A 22,748-nucleotide genomic window follows, 5' to 3' on the forward strand; every position below is an offset into this window, starting at 1 on the left:
GGTCGAGCAGCCGTCCGCGCAGGGCATCTCCACCTCCGTCCGCCTCCTCCCCGCCCACGCGGCCCCCCCCTCGCCCCCCCCCCCCCCCGCCACACCACCGTGGGGCCTCAGTCCTCGCTCGCGTCCGGTTCGCGACCGCTGTACAGCACCTCCCGCTCCCACCGGTCGCGTGGCTGGGTGTGCAGCCGCCAGTAGTGCTCGGCGATCTCGTCGGGGTCGAAGGCGGTGCCCGGCCCGACGACCCCGCCCACGGTGACGCCGGCCACGTGCACGCCGGAGCGCCCGTACTCCTGGTCCAGCAGCGCGATCAGCGTGCGCACACCGGTCTTGCCGAGCGAGAGGCTGGCGTACCGCCGCTCCGGCTCGGGCATCCCCCCGGTGATGACGAACGTGCCGGCGCCGCGCTCGGCCATCGCGGGCAGGACGTGCATGGCGGCGGTGAACGCTCCTGCCACGTTGACCGCCCAGGTGTCCAGGAGGGTCTTCGCCGTCAGCTCTCCCAGCCGGTCGGCCCTGACCAGAGCCGCGTTGTAGACCACGACGTCGGGCGGGCCGAGCCGGTCGGCCGCCGCGTCGAGGGCGTCCCGCAGAGCGTCCTCGTCGGTGGCGTCGGCCACCAGGCCCTCGACCGGCACCCCGCTGAACGCCAGAGAGTCGACCGCCTCCCGCACCGTCGCCTCTCCTCGCGCGATGACGGCGATGGGCAGCCCCTCGCGCGCGAACCGGCGCGCGACCGCCTGCCCGATGCCGGGGCCGACTCCGATGATCACAGCTCCGGACATCTGCGCCTCCTTCGGCCTCGCTCGACGAACGGCGAGACGCCGCCGCGACGGGAGACCCGGACGCTCGGGGGGCGTCGCCCAGGTGAGCACACTGTCGCCGCCGGGAGATCTGGCGGGCTATCTCTACCTATGTAGAGTTCCAGTATGCCAGGTGGTCCCCGGATGACGACGCAGGTGCAGGGGGTGCTCCGGGCGCTTCTCGACGAGCCCGGCACACAGCGCTACGGGCTGGAGGTGTGCGAGGCGACCGGCCTGCCGAGCGGCACGGTCTACCCCATACTGGCCCGGCTGGAGCAGATCGGCTGGGTGGAGAGCCGGTGGGAGGATCCCGCCGCGCATGTCAGCGAGGGCCGTCCGCGGCGCCGCTACTACACGATCACGGCGGACGGCGCGGCCCTCGGCCGCGACGCCATCGCAGGGGCCTACCGCTCACGTCGGCAGCCCCTCCCGGCCTGGCTCGCCGGCCCCGGGACGACGGGATGGGCGTCGTGACCCGGCGCGCGCCCGCCGAAGGCGCCTGCGGCGCCGGCGCGGTGCTGCGCGCGTTCCGCGAGGCTCCCACCGGCGAACGCGCCGAGCTGGTCGAGCGCGCGTACGCGGTGGCCGCGTACTGGCATCGCGATCAGAGACGCCGCAGCGGCGACCCCTACATCACCCATCCTGTGGCGGTCGCCGTCATCCTCGCCGAGGCGGGCATGGATCACGAGGTGGTGTGCGCGGCGTTGCTGCACGACGTGCTGGAGGACACCGGCTGCTCCGAGGCCGAGCTGGCCGTGGAGTTCGGCGCCGGCGTCACCGGCCTGCTCGCGGTCCTGCGGCGCCTGGAGGACCCCGCGGGCCCCCCTGACGGCTGGCCGGCCTCCACCGACACGCGCGTGCTCATGCTCAAGCTCGCCGACCGGCTGCACAACCTGCGGACGCTGCGGTTCCTCAGCCCCGCCAAGCAGCGCCTGAAGTCGCGGCAGTCCCTGGAGGTGTTCGTGCCCGTCGCCCGGCGGCTGGGCGTGGCGGAGATCGAAAGAGAGATCGAGGAGCTGGCGACCGCCACGATCGCCGCCCAGACCGCCCTGACCGGCCACGGCGAGGCCGTCCCGGGGTCGCGACCTTCCGCGGACGACCAGAGCGGGATGCGCATGGCCTTCGGGGCGATCTCGCTGGGCGCGGCCCTGCTCCCCGCTTCGGCCCGTGCCCGCTGGCTGGCGGAGTGGCGCGGCGAGCTGCACGCGCTGCCCGGCGGGCGGGCCCGCGCCCGTTTCACCGCGCAGCTTCTCGCGGGCATGCCGCGGATGGCGCTCGCGCTCCGGCGGACGACGCCCGTCCCGGTCCGGCGGCTGCTGGAACGCGGCGCCCGCGTCGTCCGCTGGGCCATCGCGAGCGACGTCCGCGCGTGGACGCTGCTCGCGCCACCGGTGGGGTGGGTGGTCGTCAAGACGGCGGCGACCGGCCTCGGCGACGCCCTGGCCATGCTGCTGTCCCTCCCTCCGCTGATGCAGGCGGGGGTGCGCACGCTGCGCTCCCGGCTCGGCGTGCCCCATCCCCGCCCCTCCAAGGACCGCTGCTGACGACGGGAGACCTCGCCCGAAGCCGCCTACGCTGGGAACGCACCCGCAGAAGCCGAGCCCCGGAGACAGAGTGAGCAGCATCGAGATCGTGGTCGACGACCTCTCCGGTCCGCCGATCGCCGAGTTCCTCCAGGCGCACCTCGCGGAGATGCGGTCCATCACCCCTCCCGAGAGCGTGCACGCCCTCGACCTCGACGCCCTCCGCAAGCCCGACGTCACCTTCTGGTCGGTCATGGACGGCGGCATCCTGGTGGGCTGCGGCGCGATCAAGAGGCTGGACGCCGAGCACGCCGAGGTGAAGTCCATGCGCACGGCACCGCGGCGCAAGCGGAGCGGCGTCGCCACCCTGCTGCTGGAGCACATCATCGGCGAGGCCAGGCGCGAGGGGTTCACCCGGCTGAGCCTGGAGACCGGGTCGCAGGAGTTCTTCCTGCCCGCCAGGAGGCTGTACGAGAAGCTCGGCTTCGCCTACTGCGAGCCGTTCGCGGACTACGGGCACGACCCCAACAGCGTCTACATGACCCGGACGCTCTGAACCCTCTTCCTGCGCGAACTTTCTTCCCTAGCCGGCGCTCTAACCAGTGCGAAGGGAGAAGTCATGAGAATACGCACACTGGCCGCGCTGGTCCTCGGGGGGCTCATGGCCGCCGCACCGGCGTCGGCCGCCGTCGCGCCCGGCCACGGCGGCCCGGCCACCGCCGCCGGCCTCGGCGCGGCCACCACCATGGCCGCCGCCGGCCCCCGGAGCGCCGCCGGGACGGGCACGACCGGACGGGGGATGTCCGGGCACGAGCACGCGGGAGACACCGGAGACGCGGTGCGCTATGCCGCGCTGAGGACGTGCAAGAACAAGAAGAAGGAGGACAGGCCCTGCGGGCCCTGGCGGCTCATGCTGCACAGCGGCAAGGTCAGGGAACTGCCCGACGCGCGGGTGTTCCCCCGCGACGGGCATCGCAAGGTGCACAAGGACTCGCCGGCCCCGATCGCGGTCAGCGGGAACGGCGGGCACATCGCGTACGTGCGCGAACGCGACGACCGCCTGGTGGTACGGGAGCTCACCGGGAAGGTCCACGTCATGCCGGCGGCCGCGTTGCCCGCGAAGACGAACATGATGGGCCTCGACCTGGCCCTGTCGCTCGACGGGAGCACGCTGGCGGTACACGACGGCGCGAACGAGAAGTTCCTGTGGCTCTACGACGTGGCGTCCGGCAGGCGGCTCGGCTCCCTGCCTGCGGGGGACGAACTGCTGGGGTTCAGCGGCGACGAGGACCAGGTGCTCACCAGGAGGCAGACCGACGAGAACACCACGGAGATCATCAGCTATGACCTGAGTGGCGCGGAGGCGACGCGGCAGGTGCCGCCGCAGATCGCGGCGCAGGACGTGCCGATGGCGCTGCACGCGGACGGCGACCTGGTCGCCTTCTACTCCGAGGGCTCCCGGGCTCTGAAGCTGTTCGACCTGCGCTCCAACGCCGTGGTGAACAGCGTGCGGGTGAAACTGCCCGGGGGCGGGGCGCCGGACATGGTCGACTGGACCGGCGCCCGCCAGGTCACCCTGCACGTCCTCACCGGCGATGCCGGCAACGGCACGATGCACATTCTCCAGGTGGACCCAGGGACCGGCGCCGTCCGGGTCCGCGACACCTACCGGGTCAAGAACACCTTCGTCTTCGCCGCCTGCGGCGGCTGACCCCCGCCCGGCTCCCGGCACGCCGGCCCGGGTGACGCGGCCGGCGACCGGGTGACGCGGCCGGGTGAGCCCGCCCGGGCTCCGGTGCGCGGGGCCCGGGCCGGCTCGGCCATCGCCGGTCAGCCGGTCAGCCGATCGGTCGACCGGTGGGTCGGTCAGCCGACCGGTCAGTCAGCCGATCGATCGGCAGGTCGGTCGGTCAGCCGGCCTGGTCGCCGGGGGGCAGGTAGGGGCTTTCCTCGTCCACGGGGCCCGAGGGGCCGACGCCGGTGCCGTGTTCGGGGGTGGAGACGCCGTACGGGCGGCGGGCCCGGTGCTCGACGCCGACCTTCCTGCGCCCGGGCTCCTCCTTGCGGTGTGCGATGCGCTCGGCGCGGGCGGTGGTGCTCGTGCCCACTCCCAGCGGCGAACTCGCCTCGCTGTCGATCGGGGACACGCCGTGCCGTTCCACCTCGGTCATCACCCGCGGCGGACGGACGCCGCCGCGCGGCGGGCTGTCGAACGCGCGGTCGCCGGCCATGGCGACGTCCCGGTGGACCTGCCGGCGGATCTCCTCGATGTCGGGCATGCTCCCGGCGGCACCGCCAGGCCCTCGTGGCTCAGTCATGATCTCCACCCCCCGATCGGCCGGCGACGTCATCGCACATGCGCCGCCGTCCATGTACATACCCACCCACCTGGGCATCGCCCGGATCCGCCGCCGCCGCGGCGGTGTTCCGGCGCGGTCAGAGGTCCACCAGCCTGGCCCGGGCCTGGCCGCCCGCTCCGGTCGCCTGTCGCCAGACGGGACTGTCGACGAAGTGGTTGTCGAAGCGTTCCTGGGTCTGGAGGATCTCCCCCGGGCCGGCCTCGCCCCGGCGGACGCGGTCGGCCAGCCGGAAGTAGTCGAACCGGTCGTCGCCCGGCGCCTTGATGATCAGCACGTCGGCGCCCACGCCGTCCGGCGTGCCCCACGCGTGCGTCATCAGCGGGGGCACCAGCAGGAAGTCGCCCTTCTCGATCGTGACGACGCGCTCGCCGGTCAGGACGCGCAGCGCGCCGTCCAGCATGAAGAACAGCTCGGGCGCCCGCTTGTGGAAGTGCGGCGGCGGGCCGTCGGTGCCCGGGCCCAAGGTGGTGCGGACGGCGTTCATGACGCCGCCCGTATCGCCGGCGTCGGCCAGCAGCCAGGTGCCGTTGGGCGACCCGCCGAGGTGCTCGGCCTCACCCGCACGCGTCAGGACCGGCTCGGTCGCGCGGCCATCGGTAGAGGACATCGTTCATCCTTCGCTCGCTGATAGTTATGATCCGAATAGTACGAGGGCTAACTATCTTGCGTCAAATATGCTGCCGCCATGAGCGAGCAGGATGAGCACGACCTGACCGACGTGATCCTCGGGCAGTGGCGGCGCGAGCGTCCCGACCTGGACCTGTCGGCCATGGGCACGCTCGGCCGGCTCTGGCGGCTGGCCGAGGTGCTGCAGCCGCTCGTGGAGGAGGTCTTCACCCGGCACGGGCTGCGGCGCGGCGAGTTCGACGTGCTCGCGGCGCTCAGGCGCGCCGGCGAGCCCTACACACTCATCCCGTCCGAGCTGGCCGACATGCTGATGATGTCGCGCGCGGGCATGACCAACCGGCTGGACCGGCTGGAGGAGGCCGGTCTGGTGGAACGCCGGCTCGACCCGGCCGACCGCCGTAGTTTCCTGGTCGCGCTCACTCCCCGGGGACGCGAGGTGATCGACGCGACGATGACCGACCACGCCGCCAACCTGCGGCGGCTCGTCTCCTCCCTCCCGCCCGGCGAGGCCGGCACCCTCGACCGAGCCCTGCGGACCCTTCTCCACACGCTCGGCTGACGGCCCCGCCGGTCACGCCGTGCCGGGAGGGACGGCCAGCACGATCTTGCCCCGCCGCGGCCCTCGCGCGGCGAGCGCGTGAGCTCGGGCCGCCTGCGCCAAAGGGAACACCTCCCGCAACGGAAGGCGGAAGCGTCCTTGCTCGAAGATCGCGGCCGCGACGGCGAGGCCGTGGCGTCCGTCCGGCTCACCGCCCAGATCGCCGACCGAGAGGCGGACCCCGAGTCGCGGGCCGGTGAAGTCCGCGATCGTGACGACCGACGCCGCACTGCCGGTGATCGCGACGAGTTCAGGGAGCGAGCCCGCGCCGGCGACATCGAGCGCGACGTCGATCCGGCCGTCGTGACGCGCGCGCACCCGCTCGGGCAGCCCGGGACCATAGATCGTCGGGACCGCGCCGAGCCCGGCGATGAACTCCTGGCTGTCCGGGCCGCCCGTACCGACCACGCGGGCGCCCCGCGCGATCGCCAGTTGCACGGCGACGCCACCGACACCGCCCGCGGCGCCGTCGACCAACAGGGTGGTCCCCTCGCGCACGTCGAGCAGGTCGAGCACCCGTGTCGCCGTCTCGATGCTCGTACCGCCGGCGCCGGCCTCCTCCCACGACATCGACGCCGGTTTCGCCGCCCAGAAAGCCAGAACGGCGAACTCGGCGCTCGCCCCGCCGAGGCGCGAGACGTCGACCGCGCCGAACACCTCGTCCCCGACCGCGACACCGATGACATCCGGCCCCACCTCGTCGATCACTCCCGCGGCGTCGACCCCCGGAATGTGCGGTAGAGCGAGCCGCTCGGCGGACGGAGACCGTCCCTCGCGGAGCACGACATCGACCGGCGAGACCCCGGCGGCCCTGACTCTGACGCGCACCTGTCCCCGGCCCGCGTGCGGCTCCGGGAACGGACCGACCGACAACACCTCGGGAGGACCGAACCGATCGAACTGGACTGCGAACACGATGACCCCTCTGACCTGGACGACTGGACCGTGACTACAGTAGGAGCGGTCCAGGAACGATCGTTCCGGATAGCGCGGAAGTGAGAGGTGCGCGAGGCACATTGACTCGAAAACGCCGGACGGACGCCGAGCACAACCGGCGGCGCATCGTCGGGGTCGCGCGGGCCGCGTTCGCCTCGGAGGGGCTCGGCCTGCCGATGCGCGAGATCGCCCTGCGCGCCGGCATGGGCGTCGCCACCCTCTACCGGCATTTCCCGTCGCGTCAGGACCTCATCTCCGCCGTGCTCGCCGAGCAGGTCGCACGGTGCGAAGAGGAGATGCGCGAGGCTCTCGCCGACCCCGACTCCCGGCGTGCGCTGCGCGGCGTCATCGTCCGCTTCGGCGAACGGCAGGTGCGTGACCGGCGCCTCACCGAAGCGCTGTTCGGCGCGCACACCGCGGGAGCGGCGTACGCCGAACGGCGCCGGGCGCACGCCGAGGCGTTCGCGCTGCTGGTGCGGCGCGCCCGTGCGGAGGGCGCCGTCCGCGAGCGAGTGTCGGTCGAGGACGCCCGCATCGCCCTTATGGCGCTCACGTCCCTCCGGGCCCTGCCCCCGGAGAGGGCCTCCTCGGCCATGCGGAAACTGACCGGCCTGCTTCTCACCGGCGTCCTGACCGGTGAGGCCCCCGGGTCATGATGTCCACCCCGTCGATCAGCAGATGCGGGGCAGCGGGTCGCCGACGAGGAGGTCGACGATGCGGGTGCCGCCGAAGCCGGTCTTGAGCAGGACCAGGCCGGGCGGGTCCTCCCCGATGCGGCCCACGACGGCGGCGCCCTCCCCCAGCGGGTGCCCGCGCAGGGCCGCGAGGGCCGCGTCGGCGCGGTCGCCGGCGACCACGGCGACCATGCGGCCCTCGCAGGCGACGTACAGCGGGTCGATGCCGAGCAGTTCGCACGCGCCGCGCACGGACGGGCGCACCGGGACCGCCTCCTCCTCCACGACCACGGCCACCTCGGCCGTCTGCGCCACCTCGTTGAGCACGGTGGCCACCCCGCCCCGGGTGGCGTCCCGCAGGCACCGCACCTGCCGGCCGGGGCAGGCGTCGAGCAGACGGGCGGTCAGGCCGTTGAGCGGCGCGGTGTCGGAGACCAGGTCGTCGGCCTCGATGTCCAGCCCGCCGCGCGCGAGCATCACCGTGACGCCGTGCTCGCCGATGGGCCCGGAGACGATGACCGCGTCCCCCGGCCTGACCTCGGACGCGCCGAGCCGCACCCCGGGCGCCACGGTGCCGACGCCGGCCGTGGTGATGTAGCAGCCGTCGGCCTTGCCGCGCTGCACGACCTTGGTGTCCCCGGTGACGATCGTCACGCCGGCCGCCCGCGCCGCCTCGGCCATCGTGGCGGCGATCCTGCGCAGGTCGGCGATCGGGAACCCCTCCTCAAGGATGAACGCCGCCGACAGGTGCTCCGGCCGCGCCCCGCACATGGCCAGGTCGTTCACGGTGCCGTTGACGGCGAGGTCCCCGATGTCGCCGCCGGGGAAGAACAGCGGGGTCACCACGTAGGAGTCGGTGGTGAAGGCCAGCGCCGGGGCGCTCGCCGCCTGGTCGACCCGCCCATCGGCGGACCGCTCGACCGGCCGTTCGGCGTCCGGCCGTTCGCGGGACGTCCCGGGCGCGAGGATGGCGCCGTCGGCCAGCGGCTCCAGCAGGGGGTTGCGGAAGGCCTCCAGGAAGACCGCCTCGACCAGGGTGCGGCCGGCCTTGCCGCCCGCGCCGTGGGCGAGGGTGACCAGTTCCTCGCGCAGCCGCGGCCGGGCGCGGCGCGCCCGCTCGATGCGCGCGAGGACGAGCCGCTCGCGGTCCTGGGCTTCGGGCGGGGCCGGGTTCAGCACCTGCTCGTCGCGGTTCATGCGCGCGTCGCCTCCTTGACCCGGTCGCGCGAGAAGCGGCCGAAGTTGTAGTACGCCGCGCAGGCCCCCTCCGAGGACACCATGCAGGTGCCGATCGGGGTCTCGGGCGTGCAGGCGGTGCCGAACACCTTGCACTCCCACGGCTTCAGGACGCCCTTGAGCACCTCGCCGCACTGGCAGGCCTTCGGATCGGCCACCCGGAAGCCGGGGACCTGGAACACGCGCTCGGCGTCGAACTCGGCGTACCGCTCGCGCACGCACAGCGCGGAGTCGGAGATGAAGCCCAGGCCCCGCCATTCGAAGGTGGGACGCAGCTCCATCACCTCGTTGATCACCGCGAGGGCCTTGGGGTTGCCGTTCCAGGGCACCACACGGCCGTACTGGTTCTCGATCTCCACCCGTCCCTCGGCGAGCTGGACGAGGTTGCGGTGGACCGCCTGCAGCACGTCCAGCGGCTCGAACCCGGCGACCACGAGCGGCTTGCCGTAGTCGTGGGCGATGAACTCGTACGGCCGGCAGCCGATCACCGTCGAGACGTGACCGGGGCCGATGAAGCCGTCGAGCCGCAGGTCGGGCGAGTCCAGGATCGCCTTGATGGCCGGGATGATCGTCACGTGGTTGCAGAAGACCGAGAAGTTGCCGATGCGCTCGGCCGCGGCGCGCATGACGGTCATCGCGGTGGACGGGGCGGTGGTCTCGAACCCGATGGCCAGGAAGACCACGCGCCTGTCCGGATTGTCGCGAGCGATCTTGAGGGCGTCCAGCGGTGAGTACACCATGCGGATGTCCGCGCCGCGCGCCTTGGCGTCCAGGAAGGAGCCGTTGCCGCCCGGGACGCGCATCATGTCGCCGAACGACGTCATGATCACATCCGGCTGCTCGGCGATGGCGATCGCGTCGTCCACCCGGCCCATCGGGATGACGCAGACCGGGCATCCCGGGCCGTGGACCAGCGAGACGCACGCGGGCAGGTAGTCCTCCAGCCCGTGCTTGTAGATGGTGTGGGTGTGCCCGCCGCACACCTCCATGAACTTGTACGCCCGGCCGGGCTCGCACAGCGCGGCGATGCGCGCCGCCAGGGCCCGGGCCTTGCCGGCGTCGCGGTACTCGTCGACGAACCGCATCGGCCTCACCCCTGCTCGATCACGGAGTCGCGCAGGGCGGCCATCTCGTCCTCGTACGCCTGGCCGATGCTCTCCAGGAAGTCGAGCGCCGCCCGCGCCTCCACCTGGTCGATCTTGGACAGCGCGAAGCCGACGTGGATGAGGATCCAGTCGCCCGGCGCGAGCGCCTCCCCCTCCAGCAGGCCGATGTTGACGGCCCGCCGCACGCCACTGACGTCCACCTTGGCCAGGTCAGGACGATCCGACAGGATTTCCACGATCTCCCCGGGGATCCCCAGGCACATGAGTCGCCTCCGCGAGCTGGATGGATTCGAGGACGAGATCGTCGCCGCCCTCGGTGTCGACGTCGGTGGTCCCGCAGGCGGGGCACACCGCGTAAGGGTCCACCGAGGTGGTGGCGCTCCCGCAGTCACGGCAGGTGAGCCGCACCGGGAGCGTGACCAGGTCCAGGCGCGCGCCCTCGGCCAGCGTCCCCTCGGTGACCAGGCTCCACGCGTCGTTGATCGACGGCTCGGCGACGCGCAGCAACGCGCCCACCTGCACCCGGGCCCGGCGCACCCGACGGCCGTCCGCCCGTCCCTCCACCGCGGCGAGGATCGACTCCGCGATCCCGTATTCGTGCACGGTCCACCTCATCTCTCAGATCTGGAAGGTCGGTGTCCGACTCCCTGTGCGGGCACCGGCCGGCCGGTCGCGGGCGACCTCGCCCGCCGGCGCGCGGGTCACATCTGGCGGATCTTCATGTACCGCTTGAGGTCCGGAATCGACCGGTACACCATGACGCCGACCGCCACCACGGCCGTCAGCATGATCAGTCGCTTCACCATCGGTCTCCTTTCTGTGGTCCTCGACGATCTCGAGGACGAGGTCCGCCGCCCGGCCGACGGCGCCGGCGACCGGCGGGCTCAGTTCCATGCCGGGTGACAGGTCCGCCGGCCGGCATCCCACGAGCAGGACGGGGACGAGGTCCCCGCCGAGCGTCCCGGCCAGCGCCAGGACCGCCTCGGGAGTCATGTCGTGGGCGTCCACGAACGTGCCGGGCACCTGCTCCGGCGCGGGACGCAGGACGTACAGGGTGCCGGGCGGATCGTCCCGGGCGACGGTGTCGACCAGGATCGCCAGGTCGTACCCGCCACCGGTGAGCTCGTAGGCCAGGTGGACGCCGCGGATGCCGAAGTCGGACACCACGACGCCCTCCGGCACCCCGGCCGAGGCCAGGTGCCGGGCCACGGCGACCCCGAAGCCGTCGTCGCCGAGGAAGACGTTGCCCACGCCCGCGACCAGCGTCCTCACGCCCCCGCCTCCCCGTCCGGAACGACCGGCCTCGCCCCGTCCCTGACGACCGGCTCCGCTCCGTCCGCGACGACCGGCCCCACCCCGTCCGGGGCGACCGGTTCCACCTCGTCGGGGGCGAAGTACAGGAAGCGACCGTGGGAGCGGTGCAGGTCGGCGCCGGGGTCGTCGTCCAGCGTGACGGCCAGGTAGCGGGTGCCGTCCACGTCGCGGAGCACCGCCTCCACCTGGGCGGTCCTGCCCGTCAGGAACATGTCGTGCGCGTCCGCGCGCCGGGCGCCGGGAGTGAGCCGGACGCGCGCGCCCCGGCCGATCTCGACCCCGCCCACGGTCACCCTCCCGTCCTCCTCGGCCTCGGACGGTCCGGAAGGTCCGGAAGATCCGGAAGACGATCCCCGCCGGCGGGGTCCGGGCGACGGCCCTGACGAGGACGGCCGCGAAGCCGACCAGGACGGTGGCGATGGCGACGATGACGGCGGCGTGGCGGGCGGGCCGAGGCGGCGGATCGCGCCGTGGAGGCGTTCCAGCAGTTCGGGCGGCAGGTCGCCGGCCCGGTCGATGATCTCCGCCGCCCGCGGGTCGGTGGCCCGCGCCTCGCGCTTCTCCTCCTCGGTCAGCGTGAGCGTCCGCAGGTGGAGGATCTCGTCGATCTCGGTCGCATCGAACAGGTCGCCGGGGCTCTCGGGCGCGATGCCGGGGTGGTCGTCCAGGATGATCGGGGAGGAGAGCACGACGTCGCGCCGCCCCGGCTCGCCGACCAGGACCGGCCAGGTGTTGACGTTGCGGCAGCCCCGCGCGGCCGGGCGCGCCCACTCCGGCGGGTCGGTCAGCGACAGGAACGCGCCGGAGGTGACCGCGAGCAGCAGGTGGGCGGCGACCAGCGAGTGCCGCAACGCCTCCTCGCGGGTGGCGGCGGGCGGCGCCTCGGCCGCGTTCTCCACCCTGACCCGCACCTTCAGCAGCCCGTACGGGCCGTCCTGCCGCTGGGCCGCGATCCGCAGCACCGCCCGCACCGGCCGGTGCTCGGTGACGACGCGGCCCAGCACCTCGCCGGACGCCGCCGTGATGGGCCGCTCGGCGCGGTCGCCGGGCAGGCGCACGCGGACCGCCCGCTCGGCGCCGACCAGTCCGGGCATCGGCACGACGGCCTCGACCTCGCGGGCGGTGGCCTCGTCGAAGGTCAGATGGGTGACGCCGTCGCAGTCGAGCTCGGCGACCGGCACGAACCGGCCCTGCCGGAAGCGTTCGACCCTGCGCTCCTTGACGTGCAGGAACCGCAGGCGAAGACGCAGCAGGGCGTGCGCGGCGCCGTCCGCCAGGCATTCGGTCACGCTCGCGGACGGCTCGGCGGTGGCGGTGTACGCGGGGGGCACGAGCACGCCGAACTGCCAGCGCAGCCGGTTCTTGGCGGCGGAGGCCCGGTAAGGGTAGAGCAGGTACCCCTCGTACAGCACGGCGTCGGCCACCTTGCGCGCGACGTCCATCGGCGCGCTCATCGGCGGGCCTCCTTGAGCAGGGCCTCCATGGCCTCGTCCCATGTGGGCAGGGCGCGCTCGGACTTGTACCGCTGCAGCGCCCGCAGCGTGTCGGTGGACAGGCGCAGCCAGCCGCCGCCGGGGAAGTAGCGGTCGATCATCTCCCGCCACGTCGAGATCGGCAGCCCTTGGCGGGCCTCGCGGTCCCAGGGCACCTGCCGGACGGTGAACCCCTCCCCCGCCCTGGCGAAGACCGTGCCGCTGAACAGCAGCAGCAGCGGCACCTCGCCGTCGTCCAGCGAGGCGAAGTACTTGCCCGCGGCGACCTCCAGGTCGTAGCCGCACGGCACCGGCAGGTCGATCTCGGTGGCGCCGGTGAACCTCGGGACCATGACCGACACGTTGGCGAACTGCAACGGGCGCACCGTCTCGTCCCACCGGGAGCGGTCGCCGAACAGGTCCGCGAGCAGTTCGCTCTCGGCGGCGCCGTAGGTCCGCCGCTGCGGCTCGACGCGGATCTGGCAGCGCAGCGCGATGGCGTGGACGGCGCCGTCGTCCGGCGCGGTGATGGCGAGCCGGAACAGCAGCGTCGGGAAGACCCCGTACGCGTCGGGGCGCACGCCCAGGCAACGGAACCCGATCTCAGTCACGCCCGCGTCCCTCCTCCCGCGCCGCCGCCACCGGCCCGCCACCGCAGCCGGCGCCCGACGGCGGGTCCACCGGAACCGCGTCCACCGGGGCTGCCGCCGCCGGGTCGTCCGCCGGGGCCGCGTCCCCCTGGGCGTCCGCCGGGATCGTCTCGGCGCGGCGGCGGAGCCCGTCGAAGAAGGCGGCGATGGCCTCCTGCGCCTCCTGTCCGCCGTGGAAGCCCTTCCAGTGCACCCGGACCAGGCCGACCAGCTCGTAGCAGGCGTCGATCGGGACGAGGTGGCAGGCGAAGCCGTCCGGGCGGCGGTCGATCAGATACGCCTCGACGTCCGGCTCGGCCGGGGGCAGCTCAGGGTTGGCGGCCAGGACGCGCTCCCAGGTGGACAGGTCGAGCAGCGACTCCGTCGCCCCGCCGGGGCTCGGGTAGAACGCCGCGAACCGGCCGAGCGCGGAGTTGTGGAACAGGAACGCGGTGCGCACCGGGATCTGCAGCTCCTCCCAGTCGGCCGCCGACAGCCGCATCCGCGGCAGGTACAGGTAGCGTTCGGGCACCGCCTGGTAGCGGCCCCGGGCGACGGTGCCGCCGCGCGAGAGCAGCAGGCGGCAGGCCGCGCAGACGCACAGCAGCGCGCGGGTGCCGGTGTCGACGGCGTGGCCGTGCCGATCGCCCAGCGGCTCGGCGCACATCTCGCACACCTCCGCCACGGGCCCCCCTGACTCGACGGGCTCCCGGAACCGGCGCAGCCCCACGCCGTCCCGGCCGTGACCCGCGACCGCCGCAGGCGCGGACGGCACACCCGCACCGGCCACCGCTCCGGCCACCGCTCCGGACCCGCGGGCTCCACCGGGACAGGGCGGTACCGGGGAGCCGGACGCGGTCATGGCGCGGCCTCCTCGGGGACCGGGCACGGGCCGGGCGGGCGGCGCCCGATCTGCATGAGCGGCGGGGCGTCCTGCGTCATCCCGTCCACCTCCAGCCGGGTCACCTCGGGGGCCGCGCCGAGCACGGCCCGCTCGATGGCCTGGGTCACGGTGACCCGCGAGGAGGCGCACCCGTGGCAGTTGCCGGACAGCCGCAGCCGCACCACCCCCGCCTCGTCGACGCCGAGCAGTTCCACCCCTCCCTCGTGCAGGCCGAGGGAGGGGCGCACGGCGTCCAGTGCGGCGCGGACGCGCTCCTCGGTGCCGAGCGGGTGCAGGTCGTGCAGGATGAGCAGGCCGGAGACCAGCTCGTCGCCGGCCAGCCGCCGCAGCACCTCGGCGGCCTCGCTCTCGACCACGATGGCCATGACCCGCTCCAGCCCGGCCCCGTAGAGGCCGACCAGGGTGCGGACGAGCTCCTCGGCGCGGGCGCGGGCGGCGGGGTCGGCGAGCGCGCCGAGCTGGTCGATCAGCGTCTCGACGCGCTCCCCGGCGGCCCGCACGTCCCGCGCCGGGCGCGTCCGCTCAGGTGCCGGCATTGAAGGCGTGGGGGCTGTGCAGCTTGCGGAGCTCCTGGCCCCCGCCGAGGTACATGTGCACCCCGCACGGCAGGCACGGATCGAAGCTGCGGACGGTCCGCATGATGTCGATGCCCTTGAACCTCTCCGGCGGGTTCTCCTCGAAGATGGGCGTGTTCTGCACGGCGTCCTCGTACGGGCCGGGCGTTCCGTGGCTGTCGCGGACGCTGGCGTTCCAGGGCGTCGGCGGGTACGGGTGGTAGTTGGCGATCTTGCCGTTCCTGATCACCATGTGGTGGGACAGCAGGCCGCGCACCGCCTCGGTGAAGCCGCAGCTGATCGCCTCCTCCGGCACCTCGAACGGCTCCCAGGTCTGGGTGCGCCCCCGCCGCACCTCGTCCAGCCCCTTCTCGGCGAAGTACAGGGCGCAGGCGGCGGAGTACGCCTGGAAGTAGGTGCGGGCCCGGTTGCGTTCGAGCGCGTTGGACAGCAGCTCTCCGTTGCGTTCGGGGATCTTCCACTCGAACGTCGTCTCGGGCTTGGTGGCGGTCCTCGGCAGCCGGATGATCACGCTGTGCCCGGTGGCCTCGACGCCGCCGATGTCCACCCGGCCGGACAGCGCCGTGGACCAGAGCCGGGCGATGGGCCCGCCGCCGGTGTCCAGCGGGAGCATGTCCGTGCCGTCGTACCAGCGGGGCGACATGACCCAGCTGTACTTGTCGGCGAAGTCGCGCTTCTGCGGCCGCGGGATGGTGTGCTGGTTCCACGGGTGCCGCATGTCGACGGGGTTGCCGAGCGGGTCGTGGGTGACGAACGGCTCCTGGTCGGCCCAGTCCTCGTAGTAGGAGCTGCCGAGCAGGATGCGCATGCCGAGGTTGATGTCCACCAGGTTGTTGGTGATCAGCTCGCCGTCGACGATGACGCCGGGCGTCACGAACATCTCCCGGCCCCAGGAGCTCATGTTCTCGTAGGTGAAGTCGCAGTGCTCGGGGTCGTTGAGGCTTCCCCAGCAGCCGAGCATCACCCGCCGCCGCCCGACCTGCTCGTACCCGGGCAGCGCCTCGTAGAAGAAGTCGAACAGGTCGTCGTGCATCGGCACGACCTTCTTCATGAACTCGACGTACCTCATGAGGCGGGTCAGGTAGTCGGTGAAGAGCTGAACGGTGGCGACCGTGCCGACCCCGCCGGGGTAGAGGGTGGAGGGGTGGACGTGCCGGCCCTCCATGAGGCAGAACATCTCGCGCGCGACGCGGCTCATGACCAGCGCTTCACGGTAGAACTCGCCTTCCAGCGGGTTCAGCGAGCGCATGATGTCGGCGATGGTGCGAAAGCCGTGCGCGCCGGCGTTGGGGCACTCGGTGCGCTCGGCGAGGTCGAGCACGCCGGGGTTGGTCTCGCGCACCATCTTCTCGCAGTAGTCGACCCCCACCAGGTTCTCCTGGTAGATGTTGTGGTCGAACATGTACTCGGCCGCCTCGCCCAGGTTGATGATCCATTCGGCGAGCGCGGGCGGGCGCACGCCGTAGGCCATGTTCTGGTTGTAGACCGAGCAGGTGGCGTGGTTGTCGCCGCAGATCCCGCAGATGCGGCTGGTGATGAAGTGCGCGTCCCGCGGGTCCTTGCCCTTCATGAACACGCTGTAGCCGCGGAAGATCGACGAGGTGCTGTGGCACTCGACGACCTCGCGGGCCTTGAAATCGATCTTGGCGTAGATGCCCAGGCTGCCCACGATGCGGGTGATCGGGTCCCAGGCCATCTCGACCAGGTCGCGGTTCTCATCCTTGGCGGTGGTCATGTCAGCTCCCAGGGCGCCGTGCGGTTCGGGCGGTCATGTGTCAGCTCCACGGCGCCCGGTACCCGGTGAGCAGGGCGCGGCCCTTGGCCCGCCACTTCGGCTCCTTGTCGACCGTGTGCAGCGTGATCCCGCGCAGTCTGCGCACGACCCCGCCGTACACCGTGCTGATCGAGGAGGACACCATCGCCCCGGGCGGCTCGTCCATGAACGGCATGAACTTGTCGGGGAAGCCGGGCATCGTGCAGGCGATGCAGATGCCGCCGACGTTCGGGCAGCCGCCGAGGCCGGCCATCCAGCCCCGCTTCGGCACGTTGCACTTCACGACCGGCCCCCAGCAGCCGATCTTCACCAGGCACTTCGGCGAGCCGTACTCGACGGCGAACTGCCCCTGCTCGTAGTACCCGGCCCGGTCGCAGCCCTCGTGGACGGTCTGGCCGAACAGCCACGTGGGGCGCAGCGCCTCGTCCAGCGGGATCATCGGCGCCTGCCCGTTGAGCTGGTAGAGCAGGTACAGGAGCGTCTCCGACATGTTGTCGGGCTGCACCGGGCAGCCGGGGACGTTCACGATCGGGACGCCGGCCTTGGACCGCCACTCCCAGCCGAGGTAGTCGGCCAGCCCCATGCACCCGGTCGGGTTGCCGGCCATGGCGTGGATGCCGCCGTAGGTGGCGCAGGTGCCGGTCGCGACGACGGCGGTCGCCTTGGGGGCCAGGATGTCCAGCCATTCGGGCAGGGTCATCGGCTGGCCGGTCTCGGGGTTGTTGCCGAACCCCGACCAGTAGCCCTCCTGCTTGATCGACTCGTTGGGGATCGAGCCCTCGACGACCAGGACGAACGGCTCCAGCGCGCCGCGCGCCGCGAGGAAGTACCACTCGATCATGGCGTCGGCGCCCTGCATCGGCCCGCTGTGGAAGTCGATCAGCGGCCAGTGGACGTCCACGGCCGGCAGGCCCGGCAGGCCGCCCAGCACGATGTCCTCGATGCTCGGCTGCGTCGCCGCGGTGAGCGAGACGGAGTCGCCGTCGCAGCTCATGCCGGCGTTGATCCAGAGGATGTGGACGACGGGTTCCTTCTGCTCCCGTGCCCTGTCCTGCGCGGACTCTGTCATGGTGCCCATACCGCCTCCATTACTCCTGGCACTCCTGGCCGGTGTCGGTGAGCGTCGGGACGCGCCCCCGTCCGTCGCCGCGGCCGGTGGCGGGCGCGTCTTGCAGCAGGTGCCGGGTGACCTCCCAAAGCACGTGGTAGAGCGTCGTCTGCGCCTCCTGGATGCGGTGCACGGACGTGGACGGGATGACGAACAGGTGGTCCAGGACGTCCAGCTCCGCCAGCTCGGCGAGCCGTCCGCCCTGGTAGCCGGCCAGGCCCACGGTGAGCAGGCCGCGCCCCCACGCCTCCTCGAAGGCTTGGACGAGGTTGGCGGAGCCGCCGCTGGTGGACAGGCCGAGGGCGATGTCGCCGGGACGGGCCAGGGCCGCGATCTGCCGGGCGAAGACGACGTCGAACCCGACGTCGTTGGACAGGGCCGTGACGACGGCGACGTCGGAGGTCAGGCACAGGGCGGGCAGCGGCGGTCCGTGCCGGGGCCGCAGGTGGAGGGTGGCGACCTCCTGGGCGTCGGTGCTGCTGCCGCCGTTGCCGAAGGTGAACAGCCGCCCGCCCGCGGCGAACCGGTCCGCCATGTCCTGCGCGCACGCGGCGAGCCGCTCGGCGTGCAGCTCGCCCACCTGCGCGCGCAGCCGCAGGATCTCCTCCGCCTTGGCCGCGGTCGAGCGGACGGCGTGCTCCTCCAGCTCGCCGCGCCGGCCGTGCTCGCCGCCGGGCCCGTGGCCGCGTCCGCGTCCGCGTCCGCGCAGGAAGGGGTACAGGCCGTCCGTCCCCTCCGCGGCCGCCTCGTCACCGGCGCCCATCGGCGCTCCTCCCCGCGCGCGCGGCGGCGCGGCGGACGGGCGCGGGCGTGCCCTCGCGAGGGGTCATCGGGCCGTGTCCGGGCGGGTGCGCGCGTGGAAGACGTGGACCAGTTCCCACAGGACGTGGTACATCGTGACGTGGATCTCCTTGACCACCGCGGGGTCCTCGGAGCCGGCGATGAGCGCGTGGTCCACCGCCGCGCTGCGGGCGATCGCGCCGCCGTCGCCGCCGAGCAGGGCCATCGTGAACAGGCCCTGCTCGCGGGCGGCCTCCAGCCCCTTCAGGACGTTGGCGCACCACCCGTCGGGCGAGACGCCGAGGGCCATGTCGGCCGGAGCGCCCCAGTGGCGCACCTGGTGGGCGAAGACCTCGGCCAGGCCGTCGCGGGCGCCGACCGCGGAGACGGTGGCGGCGTCGTTGCCGAGCGCCATCGCGGGCAGGGCCCGCTTGCCGACGACGACGGGGTGCATGAACTCGACGGCGATGTGGGAGGCGTCGGTGCCCGCGCCGCCGTTGCCGAAGACGATCAGCTTGCCGCCGCGGTGGAACCGCACGGCCATGGCACGGCACGCGCGCGTGATGCGCTCGGAGTCCTCGGCGAGCCGGCGCCCCGCGGACTCCCGCCGGGAGAAGGCTTCGCTGACCGCCTCGCGCGTGGTCGACGTCACAGGCATGTTCACGCTCCGTTATGTACCGTAGTCGTCAGGCTACGATGCGTACACACGGTGCCGACACCCCAAGGCGGACAACCCGGAGTAAAGGCTTGATCTCCTACCTTGGGGGCCCTGAGCGCCGTGAAGAACGCGCCTCAGGAAAGGGGGTGCGCGCCGCCGTGGTGCGCGCCGCTCAGGTGGCGGACGAACCACTCTCCGGCCAGGCGGGCCACCTCGTCGAGCGTGCCGGGCTCCTCGAACAGGTGGGTGGCGCCGGTGATGACCGAGAACCCGGTCGGGCCGGGCATTCGCTCCATGGCCTCCCGGTTGAGGACGATCACCATCGGGTCGTCGCCGCCCACGATGAGCAGGGTCGGCTGACGCACCTCGCGCAGGTGGTCGCCGGCCAGGTCCGGCCGCCCGCCGCGCGACACGACCGCCCGCACCGTGTCCGGACGCCGGGCCGCGGCCACCAGGGCCGCCGCCGCGCCCGTGCTGGCGCCGAAGATCCCGATGCCGAGGGCCGACAGCCGCTCCTGCCGCGCCACCCAGTCGGTGACCGCGACCACCCGCTCGGCGAGCAGGCCGATGTCGAAGCGGAGGGCACCGGTGAAGGCGTCCATCTCCTCCTCTTCGCGGGTCAGCAGGTCCATCAGCACGGTGGCCAGCCCGGCCTCGTTCAGCTCGGCGGCGACGTGCCGGTTGCGGGGGCTGTGCCGCCCGCTGCCGCTGCCGTGGGCGAACAGCACCACACCCCGGGCGTCCGGCGGCACGGCCACGTCCGCCCCGAGCGAGACGTCCCCCGCCGGAACGGCCAGGCTCCGCGGTTCCGCCATCACCTCCTCCTTCCTGGTCGGCGGGAAACGGCCGGTGTCCTCCGGCCCTGCCCGGCCGGCGCGGCCCACGGCGTCGTGAGGACCGCGCCGGCGATCACCCGCCGGGAGAACAGGTGCGGGGAAGCCGGTCGTGGTCCCATTCGGGCGTCCGGTCGAGCGGCTCCACCGCGCGGGTCTCGTCCATGTGCAGGACGGCGTCGAACTCGTCGCTCAGGCGGGCGCGGAAGTAGTGGCACCGGCGCTCGGACCTGGCGCGGTACACCGCCGAGATCATGCGCTGCAGGCGGGCCGAGCGCAGCACGTCGGCGCTGCGGGGCGCCGCCGCGAACCAGGTGAGGAACTGCTTCTCCCCGACCTCGTGGAACAGTTCCTCGGCGCTGTCGGACAGGGCGGGGCGCAGCCACTTGCGTTCGGGCCGCGTGCCCCACTGGTCGGCGGCGGTGACCGTGCCGGTGTAGGTGGTCATTCCGATGCTGCGGCAGGCGTCCCCGTGCCGTTCGCGCACGAGCATGCCGAGGTTGATCTCGCCCCGGCACGCCGCCTCCGTCGCCCGCGCGTCCCCCACATGGGCGTCGTGCGCCCATACGACGATCTTGGCGGGGCCGCCGCGCCGCCGGGCGAGGTGCTCCGACAGCGCGTCCAGCGTGTCGGCCATGTGGCGGTCGCGATGGTTCCAGGCGCAGATGCGGCCGCCGAGCATGGACCGGTAGTGCTCGTCGGCGTTCCGCGTGGCCGCGGCGTTGAGCTCGGCGTAGAACAGTTCGTCCTCGGGCAGCAGGCCCTCCTCACGGGCGGAGCTCATCGCCTCGCGCCGCAGGGCGACGAGCCGGGCGATCATCGCTTCCTCGCTGCTCTCGCCGGCGCCGCAGGCCGGGCTCAGCCCGTACGGCCGGTCCTCGGGACCGAGGTGGTCGAAGCAGGCGTACCGGTCGCGGGCGCGGGCGGCGGCGACCGGGTCGGTCTCCTGGAGGAAGTCGACGACCCGCCGCATCGTCCGGTGCGCGCCGTAGACGTCGAGCCCGTAGAAGCCGGCCTGGCCGCAGAGCCCGGCGAGGACGCCGTCGTTGTGGTCGCGCAGCCAGGTGACGAAGTCCAGCACGACCGCGTTGCGCCACATCCACGACGGGAACCGCTCGAAGCCGCCCAGCGCCTGCTCGGCGGTGGCGTCGTGGCCGCGGCCGTGGACGTACCGGTTCACCCGGTAGGCGTCGGGCCAGTCGGCCTGCACGGCGACGGCACGGAAGTCGCGCTCCTCGATGAGGCGCCGGGTCATGGCGGCGCGCGCCGCGTAGAACTCGTGGGTGCCGTGGGAAGCGCCGCCGATGAGCACGAACCTGGCCTCACCCACCAGGTCGAACAGTACGTCCGGCGACGGCACGCCGTTGTCGAGCGGAATCGCCTCCGCACGCAGGCCCGCGACGGCCCCGGGCCCCTGTCCGGCCGCCCTGGCCTGCGCCGAGGTGGCCGAGGCCCGCAGCAGGTCGCGCACGTCCTCCAGCGTCACCTCCACGAAGTCCCAGTAAGAGGGGTCGACGACGAAGTACGGCGAGGGCGTGGTGGCGACGACGACCTCGTCCGCCGTCATCCGCAGTTCCTCGTAGGTGGCGGCCGAGCAGGCGGGCAGGGCGACGACGACGCGCGCGGGGCGCTGCCGCCGCAGGGCTTTCAGCGCGGCGGTCATGGCGGCGCCGGTGGCCAGGCCGTCGTCCACGACGATCACCTCCCGGCCCTCGACCGGCTGCGCGGGACGACACTGGCGGAAGTGCCGCTCCCAGCGGGTGATCTCCCGTCCTTCCAGGCCGGCGACGTGCTCGACCACCCCGGGAGGGATGGCCAGCCCCCTGACCACGTCGTCGCTGAGGGCGATGACGCCGTCGCCCGCGATGGCGCCCATCGCCAGGTCCTCCTGGCCGGGCACGCCGAGGCTGCGGGTGACGAAGACGTCCAGGTCCGCGCCGAGGGCCCGCGCCACCTCGTACCCCACCGGGGCGCCACCGCGCGGCAGCGCCAGCACCAGCAGGTCCGGCCGCCCCCGATGGTGGTCGAGGAGACCGGCGAGCGCGCGCCCGGCATCCCTGCGGTCCGAGAAGAGGCGGTCGGGCATCGAGGCCCCCTATCGTGCTCGGCGGCGGGCCACCCGGCCGCACGACGCGCCGGCCGAGCCGGCGGCACGGGCCTCGGACGGGTGGTCCTGGGCCATATCGCCGAGCCTACGCCTTCTCCGGCGGCGGCCTTCGGGCACGGGTGACGCAGCCGCCGGCGGGCCGGCGATCGGGCGGGCGATCGGGCAGGCGGCGAGCCCGAGCGCCGGCCCGCGGCGGGCATCCGATGAAGACCACCAAACCCGCCAAACCACATTCAATTAATAAACGCGGCACTTTATGAAATATCGACCAGCGCGTCTTCTCGCCAGCGATATCTGGTTCACCCCACGGGCAATGGCCAGGGAAAACGGTAATTGACACACCGAAGATCAAGGCTCCATAATCATTGCGTCCGAGCAGGCCACGGAAAGCGATACGTGGCCAGAGCCCCCCCGTTCCCGACTCAGCGACGATCCCCCGACCACGGCGAGAGCGCACCATCGCGCATTCGACCGGCACCATGAAAGACGAACGGCATCACAGCGCTTCGCCCCGCGTTCCCGGCGTTTCCGCCTCCGCCCCGGAAATCACCGGACCCACGGCCGCCAGGGCCGGCGCGGGTTTCCACGGTTATTCCTTCATATACACCTGGCGAACACCCGATCACTGCGCACCGTACGACCCGGAGTCATCCGGGAAGACCTCGCTCCTGTTTTCAGCGTCTCCTCCGTTCGATGCGATAGGGATTGGTGGTGTGGTCGTGACCGAGACGACC

At 72.9% G+C, this 22,748-nt stretch carries 25 protein-coding genes; 6 read left to right on the top strand and 19 right to left on the bottom strand.

Annotated features, from left to right (window positions below; all coding sequences use genetic code 11):
* Positions 1–107: 107 nt before the first annotated feature.
* Entirely contained in the window at positions 108–782 is a 675-nt protein-coding gene (locus tag ABZU32_RS37755; protein WP_354930754.1) for an SDR family NAD(P)-dependent oxidoreductase, read from the bottom strand.
* Between the two features lie 162 nt (positions 783–944).
* Between ABZU32_RS37755 and ABZU32_RS37760 the strand changes: the two genes are divergently transcribed.
* The 4 genes from ABZU32_RS37760 (at position 945) to ABZU32_RS37775 (ending at position 4,034) form a co-directional block, all read left to right on the top strand.
* Entirely contained in the window at positions 945–1,274 is a 330-nt protein-coding gene (locus ABZU32_RS37760; RefSeq protein ID WP_354930757.1) for a helix-turn-helix transcriptional regulator, read from the top strand.
* Positions 1,262–2,344, top strand: a complete 1,083-nt coding sequence (locus ABZU32_RS37765) for an HD domain-containing protein (RefSeq protein ID WP_354930760.1) — start codon at positions 1,262–1,264, stop codon at positions 2,342–2,344. Before ABZU32_RS37760 ends, ABZU32_RS37765 begins: the two co-directional genes overlap by 13 nt.
* Before the next feature lie 70 nt (positions 2,345–2,414).
* On the top strand, positions 2,415–2,879 hold the full coding sequence (locus ABZU32_RS37770; protein WP_354930763.1) for a GNAT family N-acetyltransferase: 465 nt from the start codon (positions 2,415–2,417) through the stop codon (positions 2,877–2,879).
* A gap of 63 nt (positions 2,880–2,942) precedes the next feature.
* Positions 2,943–4,034 (top strand): hypothetical protein, encoded by a 1,092-nt coding sequence (locus ABZU32_RS37775; RefSeq protein ID WP_354930766.1) that lies wholly within the window; start codon positions 2,943–2,945, stop codon positions 4,032–4,034.
* Positions 4,035–4,233: 199 nt separating this feature from the next.
* On the opposite strand, the gene ABZU32_RS37780 is transcribed toward ABZU32_RS37775, so the two are convergent.
* Together ABZU32_RS37780 and ABZU32_RS37785 are read right to left on the bottom strand one after the other, a co-directional pair.
* Positions 4,234–4,641 carry a hypothetical protein gene (locus ABZU32_RS37780; RefSeq protein WP_354930769.1) on the bottom strand — a complete coding sequence of 136 codons (408 nt, stop codon included), beginning with the start codon at positions 4,639–4,641 and terminating at the stop codon, positions 4,234–4,236.
* 118 nt (positions 4,642–4,759) lie between these two features.
* Positions 4,760–5,290 (bottom strand): cupin domain-containing protein, encoded by a 531-nt coding sequence (locus ABZU32_RS37785; RefSeq protein ID WP_354930772.1) that lies wholly within the window; start codon positions 5,288–5,290, stop codon positions 4,760–4,762.
* Between the two features lie 78 nt (positions 5,291–5,368).
* Here ABZU32_RS37785 and ABZU32_RS37790 point away from each other — a divergent pair, with 78 nt between their 5' ends.
* Entirely contained in the window at positions 5,369–5,869 is a 501-nt protein-coding gene (locus tag ABZU32_RS37790; protein WP_354840735.1) for a MarR family transcriptional regulator, read from the top strand.
* Between the two features lie 12 nt (positions 5,870–5,881).
* Here the strand turns inward: ABZU32_RS37790 and ABZU32_RS37795 are convergent, their stop codons facing one another.
* Positions 5,882–6,823, bottom strand: coding sequence for an NADP-dependent oxidoreductase (locus tag ABZU32_RS37795; protein WP_354930775.1), 942 nt, complete (start codon positions 6,821–6,823; stop codon positions 5,882–5,884).
* Positions 6,824–6,924: 101 nt separating this feature from the next.
* Here ABZU32_RS37795 and ABZU32_RS37800 point away from each other — a divergent pair, with 101 nt between their 5' ends.
* Positions 6,925–7,500 carry a helix-turn-helix domain-containing protein gene (locus tag ABZU32_RS37800; protein WP_354930778.1) on the top strand — a complete coding sequence of 192 codons (576 nt, stop codon included), beginning with the start codon at positions 6,925–6,927 and terminating at the stop codon, positions 7,498–7,500.
* 15 nt (positions 7,501–7,515) lie between these two features.
* Here ABZU32_RS37800 and hypE read toward each other — a convergent pair whose 3' ends face one another.
* From hypE to ABZU32_RS37875, 15 genes are all read right to left on the bottom strand, one after another.
* Positions 7,516–8,715 carry a hydrogenase expression/formation protein HypE gene (gene hypE, locus ABZU32_RS37805; RefSeq protein WP_354930781.1) on the bottom strand — a complete coding sequence of 400 codons (1,200 nt, stop codon included), beginning with the start codon at positions 8,713–8,715 and terminating at the stop codon, positions 7,516–7,518.
* Positions 8,712–9,839 carry a hydrogenase formation protein HypD gene (gene hypD / locus ABZU32_RS37810; protein WP_354930784.1) on the bottom strand — a complete coding sequence of 376 codons (1,128 nt, stop codon included), beginning with the start codon at positions 9,837–9,839 and terminating at the stop codon, positions 8,712–8,714. Before hypD ends, hypE begins: the two co-directional genes overlap by 4 nt.
* 5 nt (positions 9,840–9,844) lie before the next feature.
* Positions 9,845–10,096 carry a HypC/HybG/HupF family hydrogenase formation chaperone gene (locus ABZU32_RS37815; RefSeq protein WP_354840726.1) on the bottom strand — a complete coding sequence of 84 codons (252 nt, stop codon included), beginning with the start codon at positions 10,094–10,096 and terminating at the stop codon, positions 9,845–9,847.
* Complete coding sequence (locus ABZU32_RS37820; protein ID WP_354930787.1) at positions 10,071–10,463, bottom strand: hydrogenase maturation nickel metallochaperone HypA; 393 nt, start codon at positions 10,461–10,463, stop codon at positions 10,071–10,073. The genes ABZU32_RS37815 and ABZU32_RS37820 overlap by 26 nt, the downstream gene beginning before the upstream one ends.
* Before the next feature lie 15 nt (positions 10,464–10,478).
* Positions 10,479–11,132 carry a hydrogenase maturation protease gene (locus ABZU32_RS37825; RefSeq protein WP_354930790.1) on the bottom strand — a complete coding sequence of 218 codons (654 nt, stop codon included), beginning with the start codon at positions 11,130–11,132 and terminating at the stop codon, positions 10,479–10,481.
* Entirely contained in the window at positions 11,129–12,628 is a 1,500-nt protein-coding gene (locus ABZU32_RS37830; protein ID WP_354930793.1) for a hypothetical protein, read from the bottom strand. Before ABZU32_RS37830 ends, ABZU32_RS37825 begins: the two co-directional genes overlap by 4 nt.
* Positions 12,625–13,257, bottom strand: a complete 633-nt coding sequence (locus tag ABZU32_RS37835; protein WP_354930797.1) for a DUF6084 family protein — start codon at positions 13,255–13,257, stop codon at positions 12,625–12,627. The genes ABZU32_RS37830 and ABZU32_RS37835 overlap by 4 nt, the downstream gene beginning before the upstream one ends.
* Positions 13,250–13,960, bottom strand: a complete 711-nt coding sequence (locus ABZU32_RS37840; RefSeq protein ID WP_354930800.1) for a DUF5947 family protein — start codon at positions 13,958–13,960, stop codon at positions 13,250–13,252. Before ABZU32_RS37840 ends, ABZU32_RS37835 begins: the two co-directional genes overlap by 8 nt.
* A 173-nt stretch (positions 13,961–14,133) precedes the next feature.
* Positions 14,134–14,715 (bottom strand): NifU family protein, encoded by a 582-nt coding sequence (locus ABZU32_RS37845; protein ID WP_354930803.1) that lies wholly within the window; start codon positions 14,713–14,715, stop codon positions 14,134–14,136.
* Positions 14,702–16,489 carry a nickel-dependent hydrogenase large subunit gene (locus tag ABZU32_RS37850; protein ID WP_354930806.1) on the bottom strand — a complete coding sequence of 596 codons (1,788 nt, stop codon included), beginning with the start codon at positions 16,487–16,489 and terminating at the stop codon, positions 14,702–14,704. Before ABZU32_RS37850 ends, ABZU32_RS37845 begins: the two co-directional genes overlap by 14 nt.
* Positions 16,490–16,529: 40 nt before the next feature.
* Entirely contained in the window at positions 16,530–17,606 is a 1,077-nt protein-coding gene (locus tag ABZU32_RS37855; RefSeq protein ID WP_354840706.1) for a hydrogenase expression protein HypE, read from the bottom strand.
* Positions 17,607–17,616: 10 nt separating this feature from the next.
* Positions 17,617–18,399: an SIS domain-containing protein gene (locus ABZU32_RS37860; RefSeq protein WP_354930809.1), complete on the bottom strand. Its 783-nt coding sequence runs from the start codon at positions 18,397–18,399 to the stop codon at positions 17,617–17,619.
* Positions 18,400–18,462: 63 nt separating this feature from the next.
* Positions 18,463–19,074 carry an SIS domain-containing protein gene (locus ABZU32_RS37865; RefSeq protein ID WP_354930812.1) on the bottom strand — a complete coding sequence of 204 codons (612 nt, stop codon included), beginning with the start codon at positions 19,072–19,074 and terminating at the stop codon, positions 18,463–18,465.
* Between the two features lie 134 nt (positions 19,075–19,208).
* The gene (locus ABZU32_RS37870; protein ID WP_354930815.1) at positions 19,209–19,889 is read right to left on the bottom strand and encodes an alpha/beta family hydrolase; all 681 of its coding nucleotides are present in this window, start codon (positions 19,887–19,889) and stop codon (positions 19,209–19,211) included.
* Positions 19,890–19,983: 94 nt separating this feature from the next.
* Positions 19,984–21,993, bottom strand: coding sequence for an erythromycin esterase family protein (locus tag ABZU32_RS37875; RefSeq protein ID WP_354930818.1), 2,010 nt, complete (start codon positions 21,991–21,993; stop codon positions 19,984–19,986).
* Positions 21,994–22,748: the final 755 nt, after the last annotated feature.

Origin of the sequence: Sphaerisporangium sp. NPDC005288 (assembly GCF_040607475.1) — a bacterium.
Classification (GTDB): Bacteria; Actinomycetota; Actinomycetes; order Streptosporangiales; family Streptosporangiaceae; genus Sphaerisporangium; species Sphaerisporangium rhizosphaerae.

Excerpts from the sequence above, each read along its gene's own strand:
- ABZU32_RS37755 (WP_354930754.1), bottom strand. The coding sequence starts at position 782 with ATGTCCGGAGCTGTGATCATCGGAGTCGGCCCCGGCATCGGGCAGGCG.
- ABZU32_RS37760 (WP_354930757.1), top strand. The coding sequence starts at position 945 with ATGACGACGCAGGTGCAGGGGGTGCTCCGGGCGCTTCTCGACGAGCCC.
- ABZU32_RS37765 (WP_354930760.1), top strand. The coding sequence starts at position 1,262 with ATGGGCGTCGTGACCCGGCGCGCGCCCGCCGAAGGCGCCTGCGGCGCC.
- ABZU32_RS37775 (WP_354930766.1), top strand. The coding sequence starts at position 2,943 with ATGAGAATACGCACACTGGCCGCGCTGGTCCTCGGGGGGCTCATGGCC.
- ABZU32_RS37780 (WP_354930769.1), bottom strand. The coding sequence starts at position 4,641 with ATGACTGAGCCACGAGGGCCTGGCGGTGCCGCCGGGAGCATGCCCGAC.
- ABZU32_RS37785 (WP_354930772.1), bottom strand. The coding sequence starts at position 5,290 with ATGTCCTCTACCGATGGCCGCGCGACCGAGCCGGTCCTGACGCGTGCG.
- ABZU32_RS37790 (WP_354840735.1), top strand. The coding sequence starts at position 5,369 with ATGAGCGAGCAGGATGAGCACGACCTGACCGACGTGATCCTCGGGCAG.
- hypE (WP_354930781.1), bottom strand. The coding sequence starts at position 8,715 with ATGAACCGCGACGAGCAGGTGCTGAACCCGGCCCCGCCCGAAGCCCAG.
- hypD (WP_354930784.1), bottom strand. The coding sequence starts at position 9,839 with ATGCGGTTCGTCGACGAGTACCGCGACGCCGGCAAGGCCCGGGCCCTG.
- ABZU32_RS37830 (WP_354930793.1), bottom strand. The coding sequence starts at position 12,628 with ATGAGCGCGCCGATGGACGTCGCGCGCAAGGTGGCCGACGCCGTGCTG.
- ABZU32_RS37845 (WP_354930803.1), bottom strand. The coding sequence starts at position 14,715 with ATGCCGGCACCTGAGCGGACGCGCCCGGCGCGGGACGTGCGGGCCGCC.
- ABZU32_RS37850 (WP_354930806.1), bottom strand. The coding sequence starts at position 16,489 with ATGACCACCGCCAAGGATGAGAACCGCGACCTGGTCGAGATGGCCTGG.
- ABZU32_RS37855 (WP_354840706.1), bottom strand. The coding sequence starts at position 17,606 with ATGGGCACCATGACAGAGTCCGCGCAGGACAGGGCACGGGAGCAGAAG.
- ABZU32_RS37860 (WP_354930809.1), bottom strand. The coding sequence starts at position 18,399 with ATGGGCGCCGGTGACGAGGCGGCCGCGGAGGGGACGGACGGCCTGTAC.
- ABZU32_RS37865 (WP_354930812.1), bottom strand. The coding sequence starts at position 19,074 with ATGCCTGTGACGTCGACCACGCGCGAGGCGGTCAGCGAAGCCTTCTCC.
- ABZU32_RS37870 (WP_354930815.1), bottom strand. The coding sequence starts at position 19,889 with ATGGCGGAACCGCGGAGCCTGGCCGTTCCGGCGGGGGACGTCTCGCTC.
- ABZU32_RS37875 (WP_354930818.1), bottom strand. The coding sequence starts at position 21,993 with ATGCCCGACCGCCTCTTCTCGGACCGCAGGGATGCCGGGCGCGCGCTC.